Origin of the sequence: Pseudomonas sp. Irchel s3b6, assembly GCF_900187415.1 — a bacterium.
Taxonomy (GTDB): Bacteria; Pseudomonadota; Gammaproteobacteria; order Pseudomonadales; family Pseudomonadaceae; genus Aquipseudomonas.
Genome location: NZ_FYDM01000001.1, coordinates 134,729 through 151,384 on the forward strand (window position 1 = coordinate 134,729; position 16,656 = coordinate 151,384).

A 16,656-nucleotide genomic window follows, 5' to 3' on the forward strand; every position below is an offset into this window, starting at 1 on the left:
CGCCCAAACGACTAGAGCGAGAATATTTATGAGCTTGAATCCAAGAGACGTCGTGATTGTCGACTTCGGTCGTACTCCGATGGGCCGCTCCAAGGGCGGCATGCACCGCAACACCCGCGCTGAAGACATGTCGGCGCACCTGATCAGCAAATTGCTGGAACGCAACGTCAAGGTCGACCCGAGCGAAGTCGAAGACGTGATCTGGGGCTGCGTGAACCAGACCCTGGAGCAGGGCTGGAACATCGCCCGCATGGCATCCCTGATGACCCAGATCCCGCACACCGCTGCCGGCCAGACCGTCAGCCGCCTGTGTGGCTCCTCCATGAGTGCCCTGCACACCGCGGCGCAAGCGATCATGACCGGCAACGGTGACGTATTCGTCGTGGGCGGCGTCGAGCATATGGGTCACGTGAGCATGATGCACGGTGTCGATCCTAACCCGCACATGTCGCTGTACGCGGCGAAAGCCTCGGGCATGATGGGCCTGACCGCGGAAATGCTGGGCAAGATGCACGGCATCACTCGCGAGCAGCAGGATGCCTTTGGCGTGCGCTCCCACCAACTCGCCCACAAGGCGACCGTGGAAGGCAAGTTCAAGGACGAAATCATCCCGATGCAGGGCTACGACGAGAACGGTTTCCTGAAACTGTTCGACTACGACGAAACCATTCGTCCGGAAACCACCCTGGAAAGCCTGGCGGCTCTGAAGCCGGCGTTCAATCCGAAGGGTGGCACCGTGACAGCTGGTACTTCGTCGCAGATCACCGATGGTGCTTCGTGCATGATCGTGATGTCGGCGCAGCGTGCCCAGGACCTGGGTATCCAGCCAATGGCGGTGATCCGTTCGATGGCGGTGGCGGGTGTGGATCCGGCGATCATGGGCTATGGTCCAGTACCGGCTACACAGAAAGCATTGAAGCGCGCGGGTCTGGGTATTTCCGATATCGACTTCTTCGAGCTCAACGAAGCTTTTGCAGCGCAGGCCTTGCCAGTGCTGAAAGATCTGAAAGTGCTCGACAAGATGAACGAGAAGGTTAACCTGCACGGCGGCGCGATCGCCCTGGGCCACCCATTCGGTTGCTCTGGCGCGCGTATCTCCGGCACGTTGCTCAATGTAATGAAGCAAAATGGCGGCACCTTCGGTGTGTCGACCATGTGCATTGGCCTCGGCCAGGGCATTGCCACCGTCTTCGAACGCGTTTAAGCGTTGCGTTGACGGAAGCCGGGGCCAAGTGCCCCGGTTTTTGTTTTTCTGAAGATTTTTTTGTTTTTTATTTGATTGGATTTCAGCGAGGCCCAAAGCATGCCGATACAACCAGGGCTCTACCAGCATTACAAAGGTCCGCAGTACCGTGTTTTCAGTGTTGCGCGGCACTCCGAGACCGAAGAAGAAGTGGTCTTCTACCAAGCCCTGTATGGTGATTACGGCTTTTGGGTGCGTCCCTTGAGCATGTTCCTGGAGTCGGTCGAAGTTGACGGCGAGCAGGTCCCACGCTTTGCTTTGGTGCAGGCCGAGCCGAGCCTTTTTTCAAGGCCATAAGGGCAGGGCGCGCAGAACCCTGCGCTTGACCTCACCTTGTTGCCACTATATATAGCGGTGCCGCGTCAGGCGCCAACCGCCTTTCACTTCTAGAATTCAGGAATTTTCTGATCCATGGGCAAATCGCTGGTCATTGTGGAATCCCCGGCTAAGGCCAAGACCATCAACAAGTATTTGGGCAACGAATACGTGGTGAAGTCGAGTATCGGCCATATCCGAGACCTGCCCACCAGCGGTTCGGCTAGCGCCAGCAAAGAGCCTGCCGCCAAGCGTGGCAAGGCGGCTGCTGGTGAAGTGCCGGCGCTATCGCCCAAGGAAAAGGCGCGCAAGCAGCTGGTCGCGCGCATGGGTGTCGATCCGGATCATGGCTGGAAAGCCAAGTACGAGATCCTCCCGGGCAAGGAAAAGGTCATCGAAGAGCTGCGCCGGCTCGCCAAGGATGCTGACACCATCTATCTCGCAACCGACTTGGACCGCGAGGGGGAAGCTATTGCCTGGCACCTGCGCGAAGCCATTGGTGGTGACGACAGCCGCTACAAGCGCGTGGTGTTCAACGAAATCACCAAGAAGGCGATCCAGGAAGCCTTCTCCCAGCCAGGCGAGCTGGACATCGATCGTGTCAACGCCCAGCAGGCACGTCGTTTTCTCGACCGCGTGGTGGGTTACATGGTCTCGCCGCTGCTGTGGGCCAAGATCGCCCGCGGTCTGTCGGCCGGCCGTGTGCAATCGGTTGCCGTGAAGCTGGTGGTGGAGCGTGAGCGCGAGATTCGCGCGTTCAACCCGGAAGAGTACTGGGAAGTCCACGCTGACCTCGGCACCGCCAAGGGCGCCAATGTGCGCTTTGAAGTGGCCCGTGAAAACGGCGAAGCCTTCAAGCCGCTCAACGAAGCCCAGGCCATGGCCGCGCTGGAGAAGCTCAAGGCATCCAGCTACACCATCGCCAAGCGCGAAGACAAGCCGACCAGCAGCAAGCCGTCGGCCCCGTTCATCACGTCTACCCTGCAACAGGCCGCGAGTAACCGCCTGGGCTTCGGCGTGAAGAAAACCATGATGATGGCCCAGCGTTTGTATGAAGCCGGCTACATCACCTATATGCGTACCGACTCGACCAACCTCTCGGCCGATGCCGTGGCGATGGCCCGTACTTATATTGAAGGCGAATTCGGCGGCAAGTACCTGCCGGAAACCCCGAATGTCTACAGCAGCAAGGAAGGCGCGCAAGAGGCTCACGAAGCGATTCGTCCTTCTGACGTGAATACCGACCCAAGCAAGCTGTCGGGCATGGAGCGTGACGCTGAGCGTCTCTACGAGCTGATCTGGCGCCAATTCGTCGCGTGCCAGATGCTGCCTGCCAAATACCTGTCGACCACCGTCAGCGTCGCTGCCAGCGGCTTCGAGCTGCGCGCCAAGGGCCGCATCCTGAAGTTCGACGGTTACACCCGCGTCATGCCGCAAATCGCCAAGCCGGGCGACGACGACGTACTGCCGGACATGGCTCAGGGCGACGTGCTCAAGCTGATCAAGCTCGATCCAAGCCAACACTTCACCAAGCCGCCGGCGCGTTACTCGGAAGCGAGCCTGGTCAAGGAAATGGAAAAGCGCGGTATCGGTCGTCCGTCGACCTACGCGGCAATCATCTCGACCATCCAGGACCGCGGCTACGTCGCCCTGCATAACCGTCGTTTCTATTCGGAAAAGATGGGTGACATCGTCACCGAGCGTCTGTCCGAGAGCTTCTCGAACCTGATGGACTACGGCTTTACCGCCGGCATGGAAGAGAACCTCGATGACGTCGCCCAGGGCGAGCGTGACTGGAAGAGCGTGCTCGACGAATTCTACGGCGACTTCAAGAAGAAACTCGAAGTGGCCGAGAGCCCGGAAAGCGGCATGCGTGCCAACCAGCCGGTCATGACCGATATTGCGTGCCTGACCTGCGGCCGTCCGATGCAGATTCGCACCGCATCGACCGGCGTGTTCCTCGGTTGCTCGGGCTACAGCCTGCCGCCGAAAGAGCGCTGCAAGGCCACCGTCAACCTGGTGCCGGGCGACGAGATCGCCGCGGACGACGAGGGTGAGTCGGAGTCGCTGGTGCTGCGTGGCAAGCACCGTTGCCCGATCTGCAGCACCGCGATGGATGCTTACCTGCTGGATGAGAAGCGCAAGCTGCACATCTGCGGTAACAATCCTGATTGCGACGGCTACGAAATCGAACAAGGCAGCTACCGCATCAAGGGCTACGAAGGCCCGAGCCTGGAATGCGACAAGTGCGGCAGTGAAATGCAGCTCAAGACCGGTCGTTTCGGCAAGTTCTTCGGGTGCACCAACGCCACCTGCAAGAACACCCGCAAGCTGCTGAAAAGCGGTGATGCGGCGCCGCCGAAGATGGACCCGGTGAAGATGCCTGAGCTCAAGTGCGAGAAGGTCAACGACACTTACATTCTGCGTGACGGTGCTTCCGGCCTGTTCCTGGCGGCCAGCCAGTTCCCGAAAAACCGCGAGACCCGTGCTCCGCTGGTGATCGAGATCGTGCCGCACAAGGATGAGATCGATCCGAAGTACCACTTCCTGTGCGAGGCGCCGAAGAAGGATCCGGAGGGTCGTCCAGCGGTGATTCGCTACAGCCGCAAGACCAAGGAGCAGTACGTGCAGACCGAAGTCGAAGGCAAGCCTACCGGCTGGAAAGCGTTCTACGACGGCGGCAAGTGGGTGGTTGAAGACAAGCGCGTAGCCAAGTAACCAGGCAGCGTGATACCAAAGGCCGCATGCAAACCCTCGGGTTGGCCTGCGGCCTTTGTTTTGGGCTTGCAGTCAGCTCGTCCGATCCACGACACTGTCTGACCTGCATCATGCGTCTTATTTCGTTGTGGAGACTGCCGTCATGGCCTTTGAGCTCTATACCCGCACCAATCAGAAAATTTACTTCGCCGGCCTGTCGCTCGAGGCGTTGGCCCGAGCGGAAGAGGGGCGGGCGATGAACTCCCTGGCGCTGATTCAGGCCGGGCGCGAATCGGCGCTGTTTCATTTGTATGGTGCGTTGCTGGGTTTGTGCCATGAGATTGCCGGTTTTTACCGGTTGCCTCAGGCCAATGCGCCACGGGCAGAACTGCTGCTGACCCGTGAGGTGCTCGAGACCATTGCCATTCCGGAAATGGCTGAAATGGTCGAGTTGGCGCATAACCCCGAAACCTGGCTGGCAAAGCTGATAGCCGCCCATGCCGCGCTGTTTCAGCCACCCCGCGCACCGCACAAACCTAAAGGCGACGTGACGCAGCCGTTGATTGTGGCGGTGAGCCTTGATGACGAAGCGCCGACGGAGTTGAGCAGGGAAGAACTTGAGAGCTGGCGCCAGAACCTTAAAAGCCTGGCATTACGCTTTCGCGAAGGGCTGAACGAGTGTTGAGTGTCCGCGCGATGCGCTGATCGCTCAAGTGTGGCCATGGATCAGGGATGATCGCAAACAGTGGTTTCGGTGACATGCAGCCGGTCAAGATCCCGAGCGAAGCAGCGTCGATGCCTATATAATCCCCGCCTTTCGTGGAGAACAGACCTTTATGCCAACGTCCTTTCTAGAAATTGTCGAACTGCCAGACGGCCGTATTGAGCTGCGTAGGGCTGAGGACGAGGGTTCTCTGGTGACGCTGGACTTCTCTGAAGACGCCAAGGCGTTCCTGCAAGGCCAGCACGTCGAGGTCGCCAAGGCGATGTTGAGCGTGGGCGTGCAGATGGCCGGGCGCTTGGTCGAAGGCGAATTCGAGAAGGAAGAAGGGCCGCGGATTCTTCATTGATTCCGTTTGTCGGTTTTTCCTGAAGCATCATTGCACGTTATTGTGACAGATCGGCTTCTCTGTTCTGGAGAAGCCCTGCATCCTTCAAGTACGCATTGCGCGTCACTTAACCCAAGCGAATATTCAGGCTCTGTGCATCCCCGATACGGGCGGCGCTGATCAACTGTTGCCGTGCGCTGCCATTTAGCGGGTTCAGCCAGCTGACGACCGTGTGGCTGCGGCCCAGGCGCAAGGCTTCGCAGGCCAGTTGCTGGGCGCTTTGTGTTCCGCTTGGCTGCAACAGAAGAATACGCTCGCGGTTCAGGCCGGCATCGCGTAACCAGGCTTGGGTCAGGCTGGCCGGTGGCGCAATCAGCGTCAGCCAGCGGGCGTCCTGGTCCTGGCTAAGCTCCCTGAGGATAGGGGCCAGAAGGTTCAGGCAGTTCCCGGCCGCACCACGTAACGACAGCTCACTGAAGGCTTCGGGTTCGGCACTCCAGGGTGTCTCGGCCACCTCTTTGAGGATCGGCGCCAATGGCTGGGCCAGAAACGCTTCGAACAGCGGAAGTTGTGCGTGTTGTGGTGTGTGTGGAAACTGCATAACGCCTCCTTTAGCGGCGAATGACGCCGACACTCAAGCCTTCGATCACCAGTTCCTGGTCTTTCAGGTTCACTTCGATCGGGGCAAACTCCGGGTTTTCGGCAAGCAGCCAGACCTTGCTGCCATCGCGCTTGAAGCGCTTGACGGTGACTTCGTCGCCGATCCGCGCGACGACGATCTGGCCATTGCGGGCTTCGCGAGTGGTGTGTACGGCGAGGAGGTCACCGTCGAAAATCCCCACGTCCTTCATGCTCATGCCGTGGACCCGCAGTAGGTAGTCGGCGCGTGGATGAAAGAACGCCGGGTTGATGTTGCAGGACTCTTCGATGTGCTGCTGGGCGAGAATCGGCGCGCCTGCAGCGACCCGGCCGATGATCGGCAGGGAGGACTCGTCGGCCTTGGCTTCGAAGCCCGGGATACGAATGCCCCGCGATGCACCGGGGGTCATTTCGATAGCGCCCTTGCGGGCCAGGGCTTTGAGGTGTTCTTCCGCCGCGTTGGGCGACTTGAACCCCAGTTCCAGGGCGATTTCCGCGCGGGTGGGCGGATAGCCGTTGTCTTCGAGGCAACGTTTGATGAAGGCCAGAATCTCAGCTTGGCGTGGCGTCAGTTTTAGCATCTCGATCGCTCTGTCTTTTTATACAGTGACTGGAATTATATACAGTGGAGTGGGCTTGGCAATCCTCCATTTGCGCAGGGTCGCCGGACGGTCACCGACAGGTCGTTGGCCCGCAAGGTGCGGGGGCGGCTACAGCCGGCGGTTTATATGGTTAAATGGCTGACTGGGCGTTCGCAAAACGAACCGGTAGACTTGACAAGATACAGACTGAAACGTATGTTTCAAACAAGTGTTTGTCAGGCGGAGTAGCCATGGCCCAGTCGGAAACCGTTGAACGCATTCTTGATGCCGCCGAGCAGTTGTTCGCGGAAAAAGGGTTTGCCGAAACTTCATTGCGTCTGATCACCAGCAAGGCTGGGGTCAACCTGGCGGCGGTGAACTATCATTTCGGCTCGAAGAAAGCCTTGATCCAGGCGGTCTTCTCGCGTTTTCTCGGTCCGTTCTGCAGCAGTCTCGAGCGTGAGCTGGAGCGTCGTTCCGCCCGGCCGGACAACAAGCCGAGCCTGGAAGAGCTGCTGGAAATCCTCGTCGAGCAGGCCCTGGTGGTGCAGCCACGCAGCGGCAATGACCTGTCTATCTTCATGCGCTTGCTGGGCCTGGCATTCAGCCAGAGCCAGGGGCACTTGCGGCGTTATCTGGAAGATATGTACGGCAAGGTGTTCCGCCGCTACATGATGCTGGTCAACGAAGCCGCCCCGCGTATCCCACCGATCGAACTGTTCTGGCGCGTGCACTTCATGTTGGGTGCGGCGGCGTTCAGCATGTCGGGGATCAAGGCCTTGCGGGCTATCGCCGAAACCGATTTCGGGGTCAACACCTCCATCGAGCAGGTCATGCGCCTGATGGTGCCGTTCCTGGCCGCGGGCATGCGCGCTGAAACCGGCGTGACCGACGACGCCATGGCCGCGGCCCAATTGCGTCCGCGCAGCAAATCGGTACCGGTGGCCGCCAAGGTTTAACCGCGTACGGGTGGGCGCGGCAGCTGACATCCGCTAAGCTAGCCGCCCATGCCGACTCTCGTTTCAGACCTGCTCCCGTTTCCCTCTACCGACTCCGTTGCGCCGGGCATTACCCTTGGCGGCGTGGTCGTGTGTCTGCCTCGAGCCGGGTCCTTCAAAGACGCGCCGTGCGCGCATTTCGTTATCAAGGAATCTCTATGACTGCTGGCCTGCAAGGCTCGTTGATGGTGGACGTCGCCGGTACCTGGCTGACGGCCGAAGATCGCCAGTTGTTGCGTCAGCCCGAAGTGGGCGGCCTGATCATTTTTGCGCGCAACATCGAGCATCCACGTCAGGTGCGCGAGTTGAGCGCGTCGATCCGCGCGGTGCGTCCGGACCTGCTGCTGGCGGTGGACCAGGAGGGCGGTCGGGTGCAGCGCTTGCGTCAGGGCTTCGTCCGTCTGCCAGCCATGCGGGCGATAGCCGACAATCCGAACGCTGAATACCTGGCTGAGCAGTGTGGCTGGATCATGGCCACCGAAGTATTGGCCGTGGGCCTGGACCTGAGCTTTGCGCCGGTGCTGGATCTCGACTACCAGCGCAGCGCGGTGGTGGGTACCCGTTCGTTCGAGGGCGATCCGGAGCGTGCGGCCCTGTTGGCCGGTGCTTTCATCCGCGGCATGAACAGCGCCGGCATGGCGGCCACTGGCAAGCACTTCCCGGGCCACGGCTGGGCGGAGGCGGATTCCCATGTCGCGATCCCGAATGACGAGCGCAGCCTGGATGACATCCGCGCCCATGACCTGGTGCCGTTCGCGCGCTTGAGCAAGCAATTGGCGGCCGTGATGCCGGCCCACGTGATCTACCCGCAGGTCGATTCCCAGCCTGCCGGTTTCTCGCGACGCTGGTTGCAGGACATTCTGCGTGGCGAGTTGCAGTTCGATGGCGTGATTTTCAGCGATGACCTGTCGATGGCCGGCGCCCATGTGGTGGGCGATGCCGCCAGTCGCATCGAGGCGGCCCTGACGGCCGGTTGCGACATGGGGCTGGTGTGCAATGATCGTGCGGCGGCCGAACTGGCCCTGACGGCGGCGCAGCGCATGAAGGTCAAGCCGTCGGCGCGGATTGCGCGGATGCGTGGCCAAGCCTTCGCCAGCACCGATTACCGACAGGATCCCCGCTGGCTCGCAGCCATCGGCGCCCTCAAAGACGCCCAACTGATTGATTAAGGACTTTTTGCAATGACGGTTTACGCAATTATCGGTGGCACCGGCCTGACCCAGCTCGAAGGTCTGGACATTCGTCGGTCGTTGGCCCTGGATACGCCGTATGGCGCGCCGTCGGCCGAGATTCAGGTGGGCGAGTACGCAGGGCGTGAAGTGCTGTTCCTGGCCCGTCACGGCCACCCGCACCGCTTCCCGCCGCATCAGGTGAACTATCGCGCCAACCTGTGGGCGCTCAAGCAAGCCGGCGCGCAGGCGATCCTGGCAGTCAATGCGGTGGGCGGGATTCACGCGGCGATGGGCACCGGGCATTTCTGCGTGCCCCATCAGTTGATCGACTACACCAGTGGTCGTCAGCACACCTACTTTGCCGATGACCTGGAGCAGGTCACCCATATCGACTTCAGCTATCCCTACAGCGAGCCCTTGCGCGAACAGTTGATCGCTGCGCTGGCTGCCGAAGGCTGTGCCTACAGCAGCCATGGCGTATACGCCTGCACCCAGGGCCCGCGCCTGGAAACCGTTGCCGAGATCGCTCGCCTGGAGCGCGATGGTTGCGACATCGTCGGCATGACCGGTATGCCGGAAGCCGCGCTGGCCCGTGAGCTGGAGCTCGATTACGCCTGTCTGGCGCTGGTGGTGAACCCGGCGGCGGGCAAGTCGACGGCGGTGATCACCATGGCCGAGATCGAGCAGGCCCTGCATGACGGAATGGGCAAGGTGAAGTCGACATTGGCGCGGGTGCTCAAGGGCTGAGTCCGGCTTTCCATTGGGTTGATCCCATCGCGGGCGAGCCAGTTTAAGGTGGGGCGCATTTGTAGGAGCGAGCGTGCTCGCGATGAACTCAAGAGCAACGCGTTTAATCAGAAAGCACGCGTTATCGTTAGCGTCCAACGCGAGCACTCGAGCGTCGACCGGCTGCTCCTACAAAGGTCGACGTTCGCTTAACTGGCTGACATTAGGGCTTGCCCGCGATGGCTACCTGTCTGGCGGCGAAGACCTCAGCGCTTGTCGAGCTTGTCAGGCAGTGGCGCAAACAGCGCCTCGATGTCATCACTCTGCAGCTTCCAGTCGCCCGTCGTGCGCCCATCCAGCACGCCGGCTGCCAGGTCGGATTTTTCCTTCTGCAGGTGCTGGATTTTCTCTTCGACCGTGCCACGGGCGATCATCTTGTAGACGAACACCGGTTTCTCCTGGCCAATCCGGTATGCCCGGTCGGTGGCCTGGTTTTCCGTGGCCGGGTTCCACCACGGATCGTAGTGAATCACCGTGTCGGCTTCCGTCAGGTTCAGGCCCACGCCGCCGGCTTTAAGGCTGATCAGGAAAATCGGTCGCTTGCCGCTCTGGAATTCCTTCACCGGGGTGCGTCGGTCCCGGGTCTGGCCGGTCAGCAGTGCATACGCGATCCCGCGCTTGTTCAGTTCATCTTCGATCAGCGAGAGCATCGAGGTGAACTGGGAAAACAGCAGGATCCTGCGGCCTTCATCGAGCAGCTCCTCGAGCATTTCCATCAGGCTGTCCAGCTTGCCTGAGGTGCTGCCGCGGGTGGGCAGGGCGGCTTCATTGACCAGCCTCAGGTCGCAGCACACCTGGCGCAGCTTGAGCAGTGCTTCGAGAATGATGATCTGGCTGCGCGCCACGCCTTTGCGGGTAATTTCGTCGCGCACTTTCTTGTCCATGGCCAGGCGCATGGTTTCGTAAACATCACGCTGCGCCTCGTTGAGTTCGACCCAGTGGATGATCTCGGTTTTCGGTGGCAGTTCGGTGGCCACCTGTTCCTTGGTTCGGCGCAGCAGGAAGGGCTTGATTCGGCCGTTCAGGTGCTGCAGTCGTACGTCGCTGGCGTGCTTTTCGATCGGCACGCGGTAATCGCGGTTGAAGCTTTTGACGTCTCCCAGCCAGCCTGGCAGCAGGAAGTGAAACAGTGACCACAGCTCGCCCAGGTGATTCTCCAGGGGTGTGCCGCTCAGGCACAGGCGCTGGCGGGCGTTGAGCTCGCGTGCCGCTTGGGCGGCCTTGCTGGTGGGGTTCTTGATGTACTGCGCTTCGTCGAGCACCAGGATGTGCAAGGGTTGTCTGGCGAGGCGTTCGACATCCTTGGGCAGCAGTGCGTAGGTGGTGAGAATCAGGTCGTAGTCGCCCAACTGCTCGAAATATTTTTTGCGTCCGGCGCCATACAGCGCCAACACCTTGAGCTGTGGGGCGAAGTGCGCCGCTTCGTCGAGCCAGTTGGGAATCAGGCTGGTGGGCATCACCACCATGCAGGGGCGGTCGAGGCGCCCGGCGTTTTTCTCGCTCAGCACATGAGCCAGGGTTTGCAGGGTTTTGCCCAGCCCCATGTCGTCCGCCAGGATGCCGCCGACTTCGAGTTGGCGCAGTGACTGCATCCAGCTCAAGCCTTCGAGCTGATACGGGCGCAAGGTGGCGTTCAGCCCCTCGGGGGCTTCGGCGCTGTAGTCCCGGATGTCGCGCAGGCGCTGGGCGAAGGTGCGGATGTGCTCGCCGCCTTCCCAGAGCAGTGGCAGGTCTTGCAGAGGGTTCAGGCGCGTGGCGTCGGCGTTGCTCAGGCGCAGGGTGGTTTCACCGGGCTCTTGCAGGTAGAACTCGCCGAGGGTCGCCAGCACTGGCTTCAAGCGGCCGAACGGCAGTGCGACCTGCAGGGGGCCGTCAGCGTTCGGGCGGTGCGGGATATTCACCAGAATCAACTCGTCGTCGCGACGCCTGGCCAGGCGCTCCGGGTTGAGAATCTCGGTGTGCGAACGCATCAGGTTCAACAGAATCGGCAACAAGCTCAGGCGCTCGCCGTTGACGATGATCCCCAGTTCCAGGTCGAACCAGTCACGTTCCGGCGCCTCGTCGACCGTGGCGTACCAGTCATCGACGGCCGTCAGGTCGAACCCGAAGTCTTCGTCGATCTGCAGTTCCCAGCCCTGGGTGCGCAGCTTGGGCAGCTCATTGAGGGTAAAGGTCAGCCAGGCGCTGTCATTGACCATCTCATAGAGTTCGCCGGCACTTTCAGGCAAGGCCTTGCTTTGGCGGGTGGCGACTTTGAAACCGAGGGTGCGCAGCTTTTCCCTGTAGATCTGTTCGACTTCAGGGTGACGTTTTATCCGCAACGTCTGCGTCTCCTGACGAATCAGGATGTCGGCGTTCTTCTGTCCGCTGACGTATTCATCCAGGTAGCTGAAGGACAGCGCTGCGCGGTGCTGGATGTAGCGCTGCATTTTGCCGTTGCGCGGTTCGAAGGCGCTGAACTCGACGCTGGCCAGCCACAGGCGCGGCACCGGTTGTACGGTGTCGATCAACTGCTGCGGGAGCGGTGCGGGCGTGCGGTTTTCCAGGACCGCCTGAAGCTTTTCCAGCAACTGCAGGTCCGTGGCGGCCGCAGGGTATTGCAGGGTGTCCTGGACTTTGAGCAGCACCGCCGCGCAATGCTTGCAGTTCACCCGTACCGGGCAACTGCACAGGGCGTCGACCAGCAGCAGTGTGTTTTTGGCTGACTCGCGCAGGGTGATGGTCTGGCGGTAGACATTGCCGCCAGAGCCCTCGCAACTGGCAGTGATAGTGCTGTCGCCGGCTTCGACGATCCTGACGCGGTTTTCCAGGGCGTAGCGGCGGCCACGCTCCAGGCTTTGTTCCTTGAATCGGCTGGCCCAGGAAGGGGCCAGGGGCTTGCTCAGGCTCGGGGACATAGGGACTTCAATCAGTCCGGAATGACATCGGGAGCTGGTTGCGGTGCAGGTGCCGTCAGGGACGTGATCTTGATCAACAGGCCCAGGTGGCCGTTATCGAGAAAGTTCAGCTGGCCATTTTTGGTGTGGCTCTGCTGTTGCAGGCGCTCGCTGGTGGCGACCAGGCCATTGCTGCCGAATTGATTGACCCAGAAGTCGGCGTTGACGTCGGTAAAGCGCCCCAGTTTAAGGTCCAGCGTGCCTTCGATCGGAAAGTGGCCGTATTGCTCCCGGCCATCGCTGATCGCCACTTTGCTCCCCGTTTCGTCGATGTACTGCTGCCAGGCCTTGTGCAGCAGGACGGTGTAGTCAGCGCTGGCGCTGAGTTTTTCCACGTCGGCGTTGAGGGCTGGCGTGCGCAGGCTGTCAGCACCGACCGGCTGCGCGCCGGCGGCCCAATCTTCGGGTGCGGCGGGGCTGGCAACGGCCGGTACGGCGTTCTGGCGAACCAGGATCATTTCAACCTGATACAGGTCGGCGGCAAATGCGGTGGGGGCGAGCAGCGTCATCAGCAAGGTCAGTGAGCGAAACAGGCGCATGGGGCGTCCTTCAAGCAGTTTTCGGGATGAGGTGCTCAAGCAGCGCCTCTACAGTATTAAAGCGCTCTTGCGGGCTTTCCATGGGCACCATGAACTTGAACAGGGTCGCGCCTTCGAACTTGTAGCGTTTGGGCTGGCCCTGGATCAGTTTGATCAGCGTCAGTGGATCGACCGGCGTTTGCGCACTGAACTCGATGCGGCCGCCTTGCGGACCGCCGTCGACTTTCTTGATGCCCAGCTTCTCGGCCTGCAATTTCAGGGCGGTGATCCGCACCAGGTTCTTGGTCGGCTCCGGCAGCAGGCCAAAGCGGTCGATCATCTCCACTTGCAGGTCCTTGAGGCCGTCCTCGTCGGTGGCCGAGGCGATGCGTTTGTAGAGAATCAGGCGGGCATGCACGTCCGGCAGGTAGTCCTCGGGAATCAGTGCCGGCAAGCGCAGGTTGATTTCCGGTCCGCCACCGAGGGGTTGATCGAGGTTCGGTTGTTCGCCCTTGCGGATCGATTTCACCGCGCGCTCGAGCATTTCCATGTACAGGGTGAAGCCCACCGCCTGGATCTGCCCGCTCTGGCCGTCACCCAGCAGTTCGCCGGCGCCACGGATTTCCAGGTCATTGGTGGCGAGCACAAAGCCCGCGCCGAGGTCCTGGGTGTTGGCGATGGCTTCCAGGCGTTTTTCCGCGTCCGGGGTGATTTGCTGGCGCGGTGGCGTGAGCAGGTAGGCGTAGGCCTGGTGGTGACTGCGACCGACCCGGCCGCGCAACTGGTGCAACTGCGCCAGGCCGAACTTGTCGGCACGCTCGATGATGATGGTGTTGGCGCTCGGCACGTCGATGCCGGTCTCGATGATGGTCGAGGCGATCAGCACGTTGAAGCGCTTGTGATAGAAGTCGCTCATCACCTGTTCGAGCTCGCGTTCGCGCATCTGCCCGTGGCCGATGGCGATCCGCGCCTCGGGCACCAGTTCGGCGAGGTCGGCGGCGCACTTCTCGATGGTTTTCACATCGTTGTGCAGGTAGTAGACCTGGCCGCCGCGCAGCAGCTCACGGAGCAGGGCTTCTTTGACCGTGCTCTTGTTCTGCTCCATGACGAAGGTGCGCACCGACAGGCGACGGGCCGGTGGGGTGGCGATGATCGACAGGTCGCGCATGCCCGAGACCGCCATGTTCAGCGTGCGCGGAATCGGCGTGGCGGTCAGAGTCAGGATGTCGACTTCGCTGCGCAGGGCCTTGAGCTGTTCTTTCTGGCGGACACCGAAGCGGTGTTCTTCGTCGATGATCACCAGGCCGAGGTTTTTGATCTTCACATCGTCTTGCAGCAGCTTGTGGGTGCCGATGACGATGTCGATCTTGCCTTCGGCCAGATCCGCCACTGCGGCATTCACTTCCTTGGTCGACTTGAAGCGGCTCATTACTTCCACGGTCACCGGCCAGTCGGCAAAGCGGTCGCGGAAGCTGTTGTAGTGCTGTTGGGCGAGCAGGGTGGTGGGCACCAGGATCGCCACCTGGCGACCGCCGTGCACGGCGATGAAGGCCGCGCGCATCGCCACTTCGGTCTTGCCGAATCCGACGTCGCCGCAGACCAGGCGGTCCATCGGCCTGGGCGCGAGCATGTCTTCGCGCACCGCTTCGATGGTGGTTTGCTGGTCCGGCGTTTCTTCAAACGGGAAGCCGGCGCTGAACGTGGCGTAGTCGGCCTTCGGGTCGGCGAAGGCATAGCCTTCGCGAGCGGCGCGGCGAGCATAGATATCGAGCAGCTCGGCGGCCACGTCGCGCACTTGTTCGGCGGCCTTGCGCTTGGCCTTCTGCCAGGTCTCGGAGCCCAGTCGGTGCAATGGTGCCAGGGCGTCATCGCTGCCGGTGTAGCGGGCGATCAGATGCAGGTTGGCCACCGGCACGTACAGCTTGGCGCCCTCGGCGTATTCGAGGGTCAGGAACTCGGCGGCCTGGTGTTCGATTTCCAGGGTCGCCAGGCCCAGGTAGCGGCCAACGCCGTGATCGATGTGCACCACCGGCGCGCCTTCGCGCAGTTCGGTGAGGTTCTTGATCACCGCATCGTTGTTGGCATCGGCGCGTTTCTCGCGGCGACGACGCTGCATCACGCGCTGACCGAACAGCGGGCTCTCGGCAACCAGCGCCAGGGCTGGATCGTCCAGTAGCAGGCCTTCGTCCAGTGGCGCGATGGTGATGGCCAGGCGTTCCTTGCTGGCGACGAAGTCCGGCCAGCTGTCGACGGTCTTCGGCCGCAGCTTCAGGCGTTCCAGCAATTCCAGCAGGACTTCGCGGCGACCGGCCGACTCGGCGGTAAACAGCACGCGCCCGGAGAACCCGTCGAGGAAGTTCGCCAGTGCTTCCAGCGGCTGATTGGCCTTGGCCTCGATGGCCAGGTTCGGCAGCGACTGGGCCGGGAAGCGTTCACGACCGATACCGGTTTCGACGTCCTGCTGGCTGGCGACCACTCGCGGCCAGTTCTTGAGGCGGGCAAAGCAGTCTTCCACCGGCAGGAACAGCTCGGCGGGCGGCAATAAAGGACGGGACGGATCGATGCGGCGCTCTTCATAGCGGTTGCGCACGTCGTTCCAGAAGTTCTCGGCCGCCTGCTCGATACCGGGCAGGGAGAACACCTGGGTATCCTGGGGCAGGTAGTCGAACAGCGTCGAGGTTTCGTCGAAGAACAGCGGCAGGTAGTACTCGATGCCGGCAGGTGTGATCCCGCTGCTCAGGTCCTGGAAGATCGGGCAGCGGCGGAAGTCGACATCGAAGCGCTCGCGAAAGCGCGCCTTGAAGCGGGTCACCGCATCCTTTTGCAACGGAAACTCGCGCGCCGGCAGCAGCTTGACCGAATCGACCTTGTCGATGGAGCGTTGGTTCTCCGGGTCGAAGGTGCGTAGGGTTTCGATTTCGTCGTCGAACAGGTCGATGCGATAAGGCAGCTTGCTGCCCATCGGAAACAGGTCGATCAGCGAGCCGCGCACCGTGAACTCGCCGTGCTCGTACACGGTATCGACATAGCGATAGCCGGTGGCCTCAAGGCGTGTGCGCATGTGCTCGACGTCGAGCTTCTGGCCAATGTCCAGCACCAGGCTGCTGCCAAGCAGGAATTTGGTCGGCGCCAAGCGATGCAGGGCGGTAGTGATCGGCACAACCAGAACGCCGTGACTCAGCTCGGGCAACCGATAGAGGCTGGCGATGCGCTGGGAGATGATGTCCTGGTGGGGCGAAAAAAGATCGTAAGGAAGTGTTTCCCAGTCCGGGAAATGCAGTACCGGCAAATCGGGGGCGAAGAAACTCAGCTCCTGTTCCAGCCGTTCAGCGCTTTGGCTGTCGGCCGTCAGTAGCAGGGTGAAGCGCTTGGCAGCGCTGGCGGCCTCGGCAATGGCCAGGCTCAGGGCGGCACCGGGCAGGTTGCCCCAGTGCTGTTTACCTGCCGCGGCAGGGAGAAGCGGTAGACGCAGAACGGGCACGGAAGGTTGAGCTCCAAGCGTTGCGACAAAGTCGTCAATTGTAGCGGCCTCGGGTGCCGGCTGTCAGTTGCAGACTGTGTCTATCTACGTGGGGTGCGAAAAATGTAGTGGTAATGACAAAAACGGCGGGTGTTTTGCCGGATATGTAGTGCCGAAACGGGGGTGTGTTACGGAGGGTTACAGACATGACTGCGCTGTCGTCGATTATTTGACGGCGCTGAAAGCCCCGGTTTTACTGGGC

Annotated in this window: 13 protein-coding genes; 8 read left to right on the plus strand and 5 right to left on the minus strand. The window is 61.3% G+C overall.

Annotated features, from left to right (window positions below):
* Positions 1–28: 28 nt before the first annotated feature.
* The 5 genes from fadA to CKW07_RS00615 all read left to right on the plus strand — a co-directional run bounded on the left by fadA (position 29) and on the right by CKW07_RS00615 (position 5,325).
* Positions 29–1,204 (plus strand): acetyl-CoA C-acyltransferase FadA, encoded by a 1,176-nt coding sequence (gene fadA / locus CKW07_RS00595; RefSeq protein ID WP_095143124.1) that lies wholly within the window; start codon positions 29–31, stop codon positions 1,202–1,204.
* A 99-nt stretch (positions 1,205–1,303) separates the two neighbouring features.
* Positions 1,304–1,540 carry a DUF1653 domain-containing protein gene (locus tag CKW07_RS00600; RefSeq protein WP_019692748.1) on the plus strand — a complete coding sequence of 79 codons (237 nt, stop codon included), beginning with the start codon at positions 1,304–1,306 and terminating at the stop codon, positions 1,538–1,540.
* A gap of 114 nt (positions 1,541–1,654) precedes the next feature.
* Positions 1,655–4,276 carry a type I DNA topoisomerase gene (gene topA / locus CKW07_RS00605; RefSeq protein ID WP_095143125.1) on the plus strand — a complete coding sequence of 874 codons (2,622 nt, stop codon included), beginning with the start codon at positions 1,655–1,657 and terminating at the stop codon, positions 4,274–4,276.
* 142 nt (positions 4,277–4,418) lie between these two features.
* Entirely contained in the window at positions 4,419–4,940 is a 522-nt protein-coding gene (locus tag CKW07_RS00610; protein WP_095143126.1) for a DUF6586 family protein, read from the plus strand.
* Between the two features lie 151 nt (positions 4,941–5,091).
* A complete protein-coding gene (locus CKW07_RS00615; protein WP_095082274.1) occupies positions 5,092–5,325 on the plus strand; it encodes a hypothetical protein in 234 nt (77 codons plus the stop codon).
* 106 nt (positions 5,326–5,431) lie between these two features.
* Here the strand turns inward: CKW07_RS00615 and sulA are convergent, their stop codons facing one another.
* On the minus strand, positions 5,432–5,905 hold the full coding sequence (gene sulA, locus CKW07_RS00620) for an SOS-induced cell division inhibitor SulA (protein WP_095082275.1): 474 nt from the start codon (positions 5,903–5,905) through the stop codon (positions 5,432–5,434).
* A gap of 10 nt (positions 5,906–5,915) precedes the next feature.
* Positions 5,916–6,524, minus strand: coding sequence for a transcriptional repressor LexA (gene lexA / locus CKW07_RS00625; RefSeq protein ID WP_095143127.1), 609 nt, complete (start codon positions 6,522–6,524; stop codon positions 5,916–5,918).
* 251 nt (positions 6,525–6,775) lie between these two features.
* On the opposite strand from lexA, the gene CKW07_RS00630 reads away from it, so the two are divergent.
* From CKW07_RS00630 to CKW07_RS00640, 3 genes are all read left to right on the plus strand, one after another.
* Positions 6,776–7,483, plus strand: coding sequence for a TetR/AcrR family transcriptional regulator (locus tag CKW07_RS00630; protein ID WP_095143128.1), 708 nt, complete (start codon positions 6,776–6,778; stop codon positions 7,481–7,483).
* 197 nt (positions 7,484–7,680) lie between these two features.
* Complete coding sequence (nagZ, locus tag CKW07_RS00635) at positions 7,681–8,691, plus strand: beta-N-acetylhexosaminidase (RefSeq protein WP_095143129.1); 1,011 nt, start codon at positions 7,681–7,683, stop codon at positions 8,689–8,691.
* Positions 8,692–8,703: 12 nt separating this feature from the next.
* A complete protein-coding gene (locus CKW07_RS00640) occupies positions 8,704–9,441 on the plus strand; it encodes an S-methyl-5'-thioinosine phosphorylase (RefSeq protein WP_095143130.1) in 738 nt (245 codons plus the stop codon).
* Positions 9,442–9,686: 245 nt separating this feature from the next.
* On the opposite strand, the gene CKW07_RS00645 is transcribed toward CKW07_RS00640, so the two are convergent.
* The 3 genes from CKW07_RS00645 to mfd are packed head-to-tail and all read right to left on the minus strand — an operon-like array spanning position 9,687 to position 16,415.
* Positions 9,687–12,377 (minus strand): DEAD/DEAH box helicase, encoded by a 2,691-nt coding sequence (locus CKW07_RS00645; RefSeq protein WP_095143131.1) that lies wholly within the window; start codon positions 12,375–12,377, stop codon positions 9,687–9,689.
* An 11-nt stretch (positions 12,378–12,388) separates the two neighbouring features.
* Positions 12,389–12,955, minus strand: coding sequence for a CsiV family protein (locus CKW07_RS00650; RefSeq protein WP_095143132.1), 567 nt, complete (start codon positions 12,953–12,955; stop codon positions 12,389–12,391).
* A 10-nt stretch (positions 12,956–12,965) separates the two neighbouring features.
* Positions 12,966–16,415 (minus strand): transcription-repair coupling factor, encoded by a 3,450-nt coding sequence (gene mfd / locus CKW07_RS00655; protein ID WP_095143133.1) that lies wholly within the window; start codon positions 16,413–16,415, stop codon positions 12,966–12,968.
* Between the last annotated feature and the right edge of the window lie 241 nt (positions 16,416–16,656).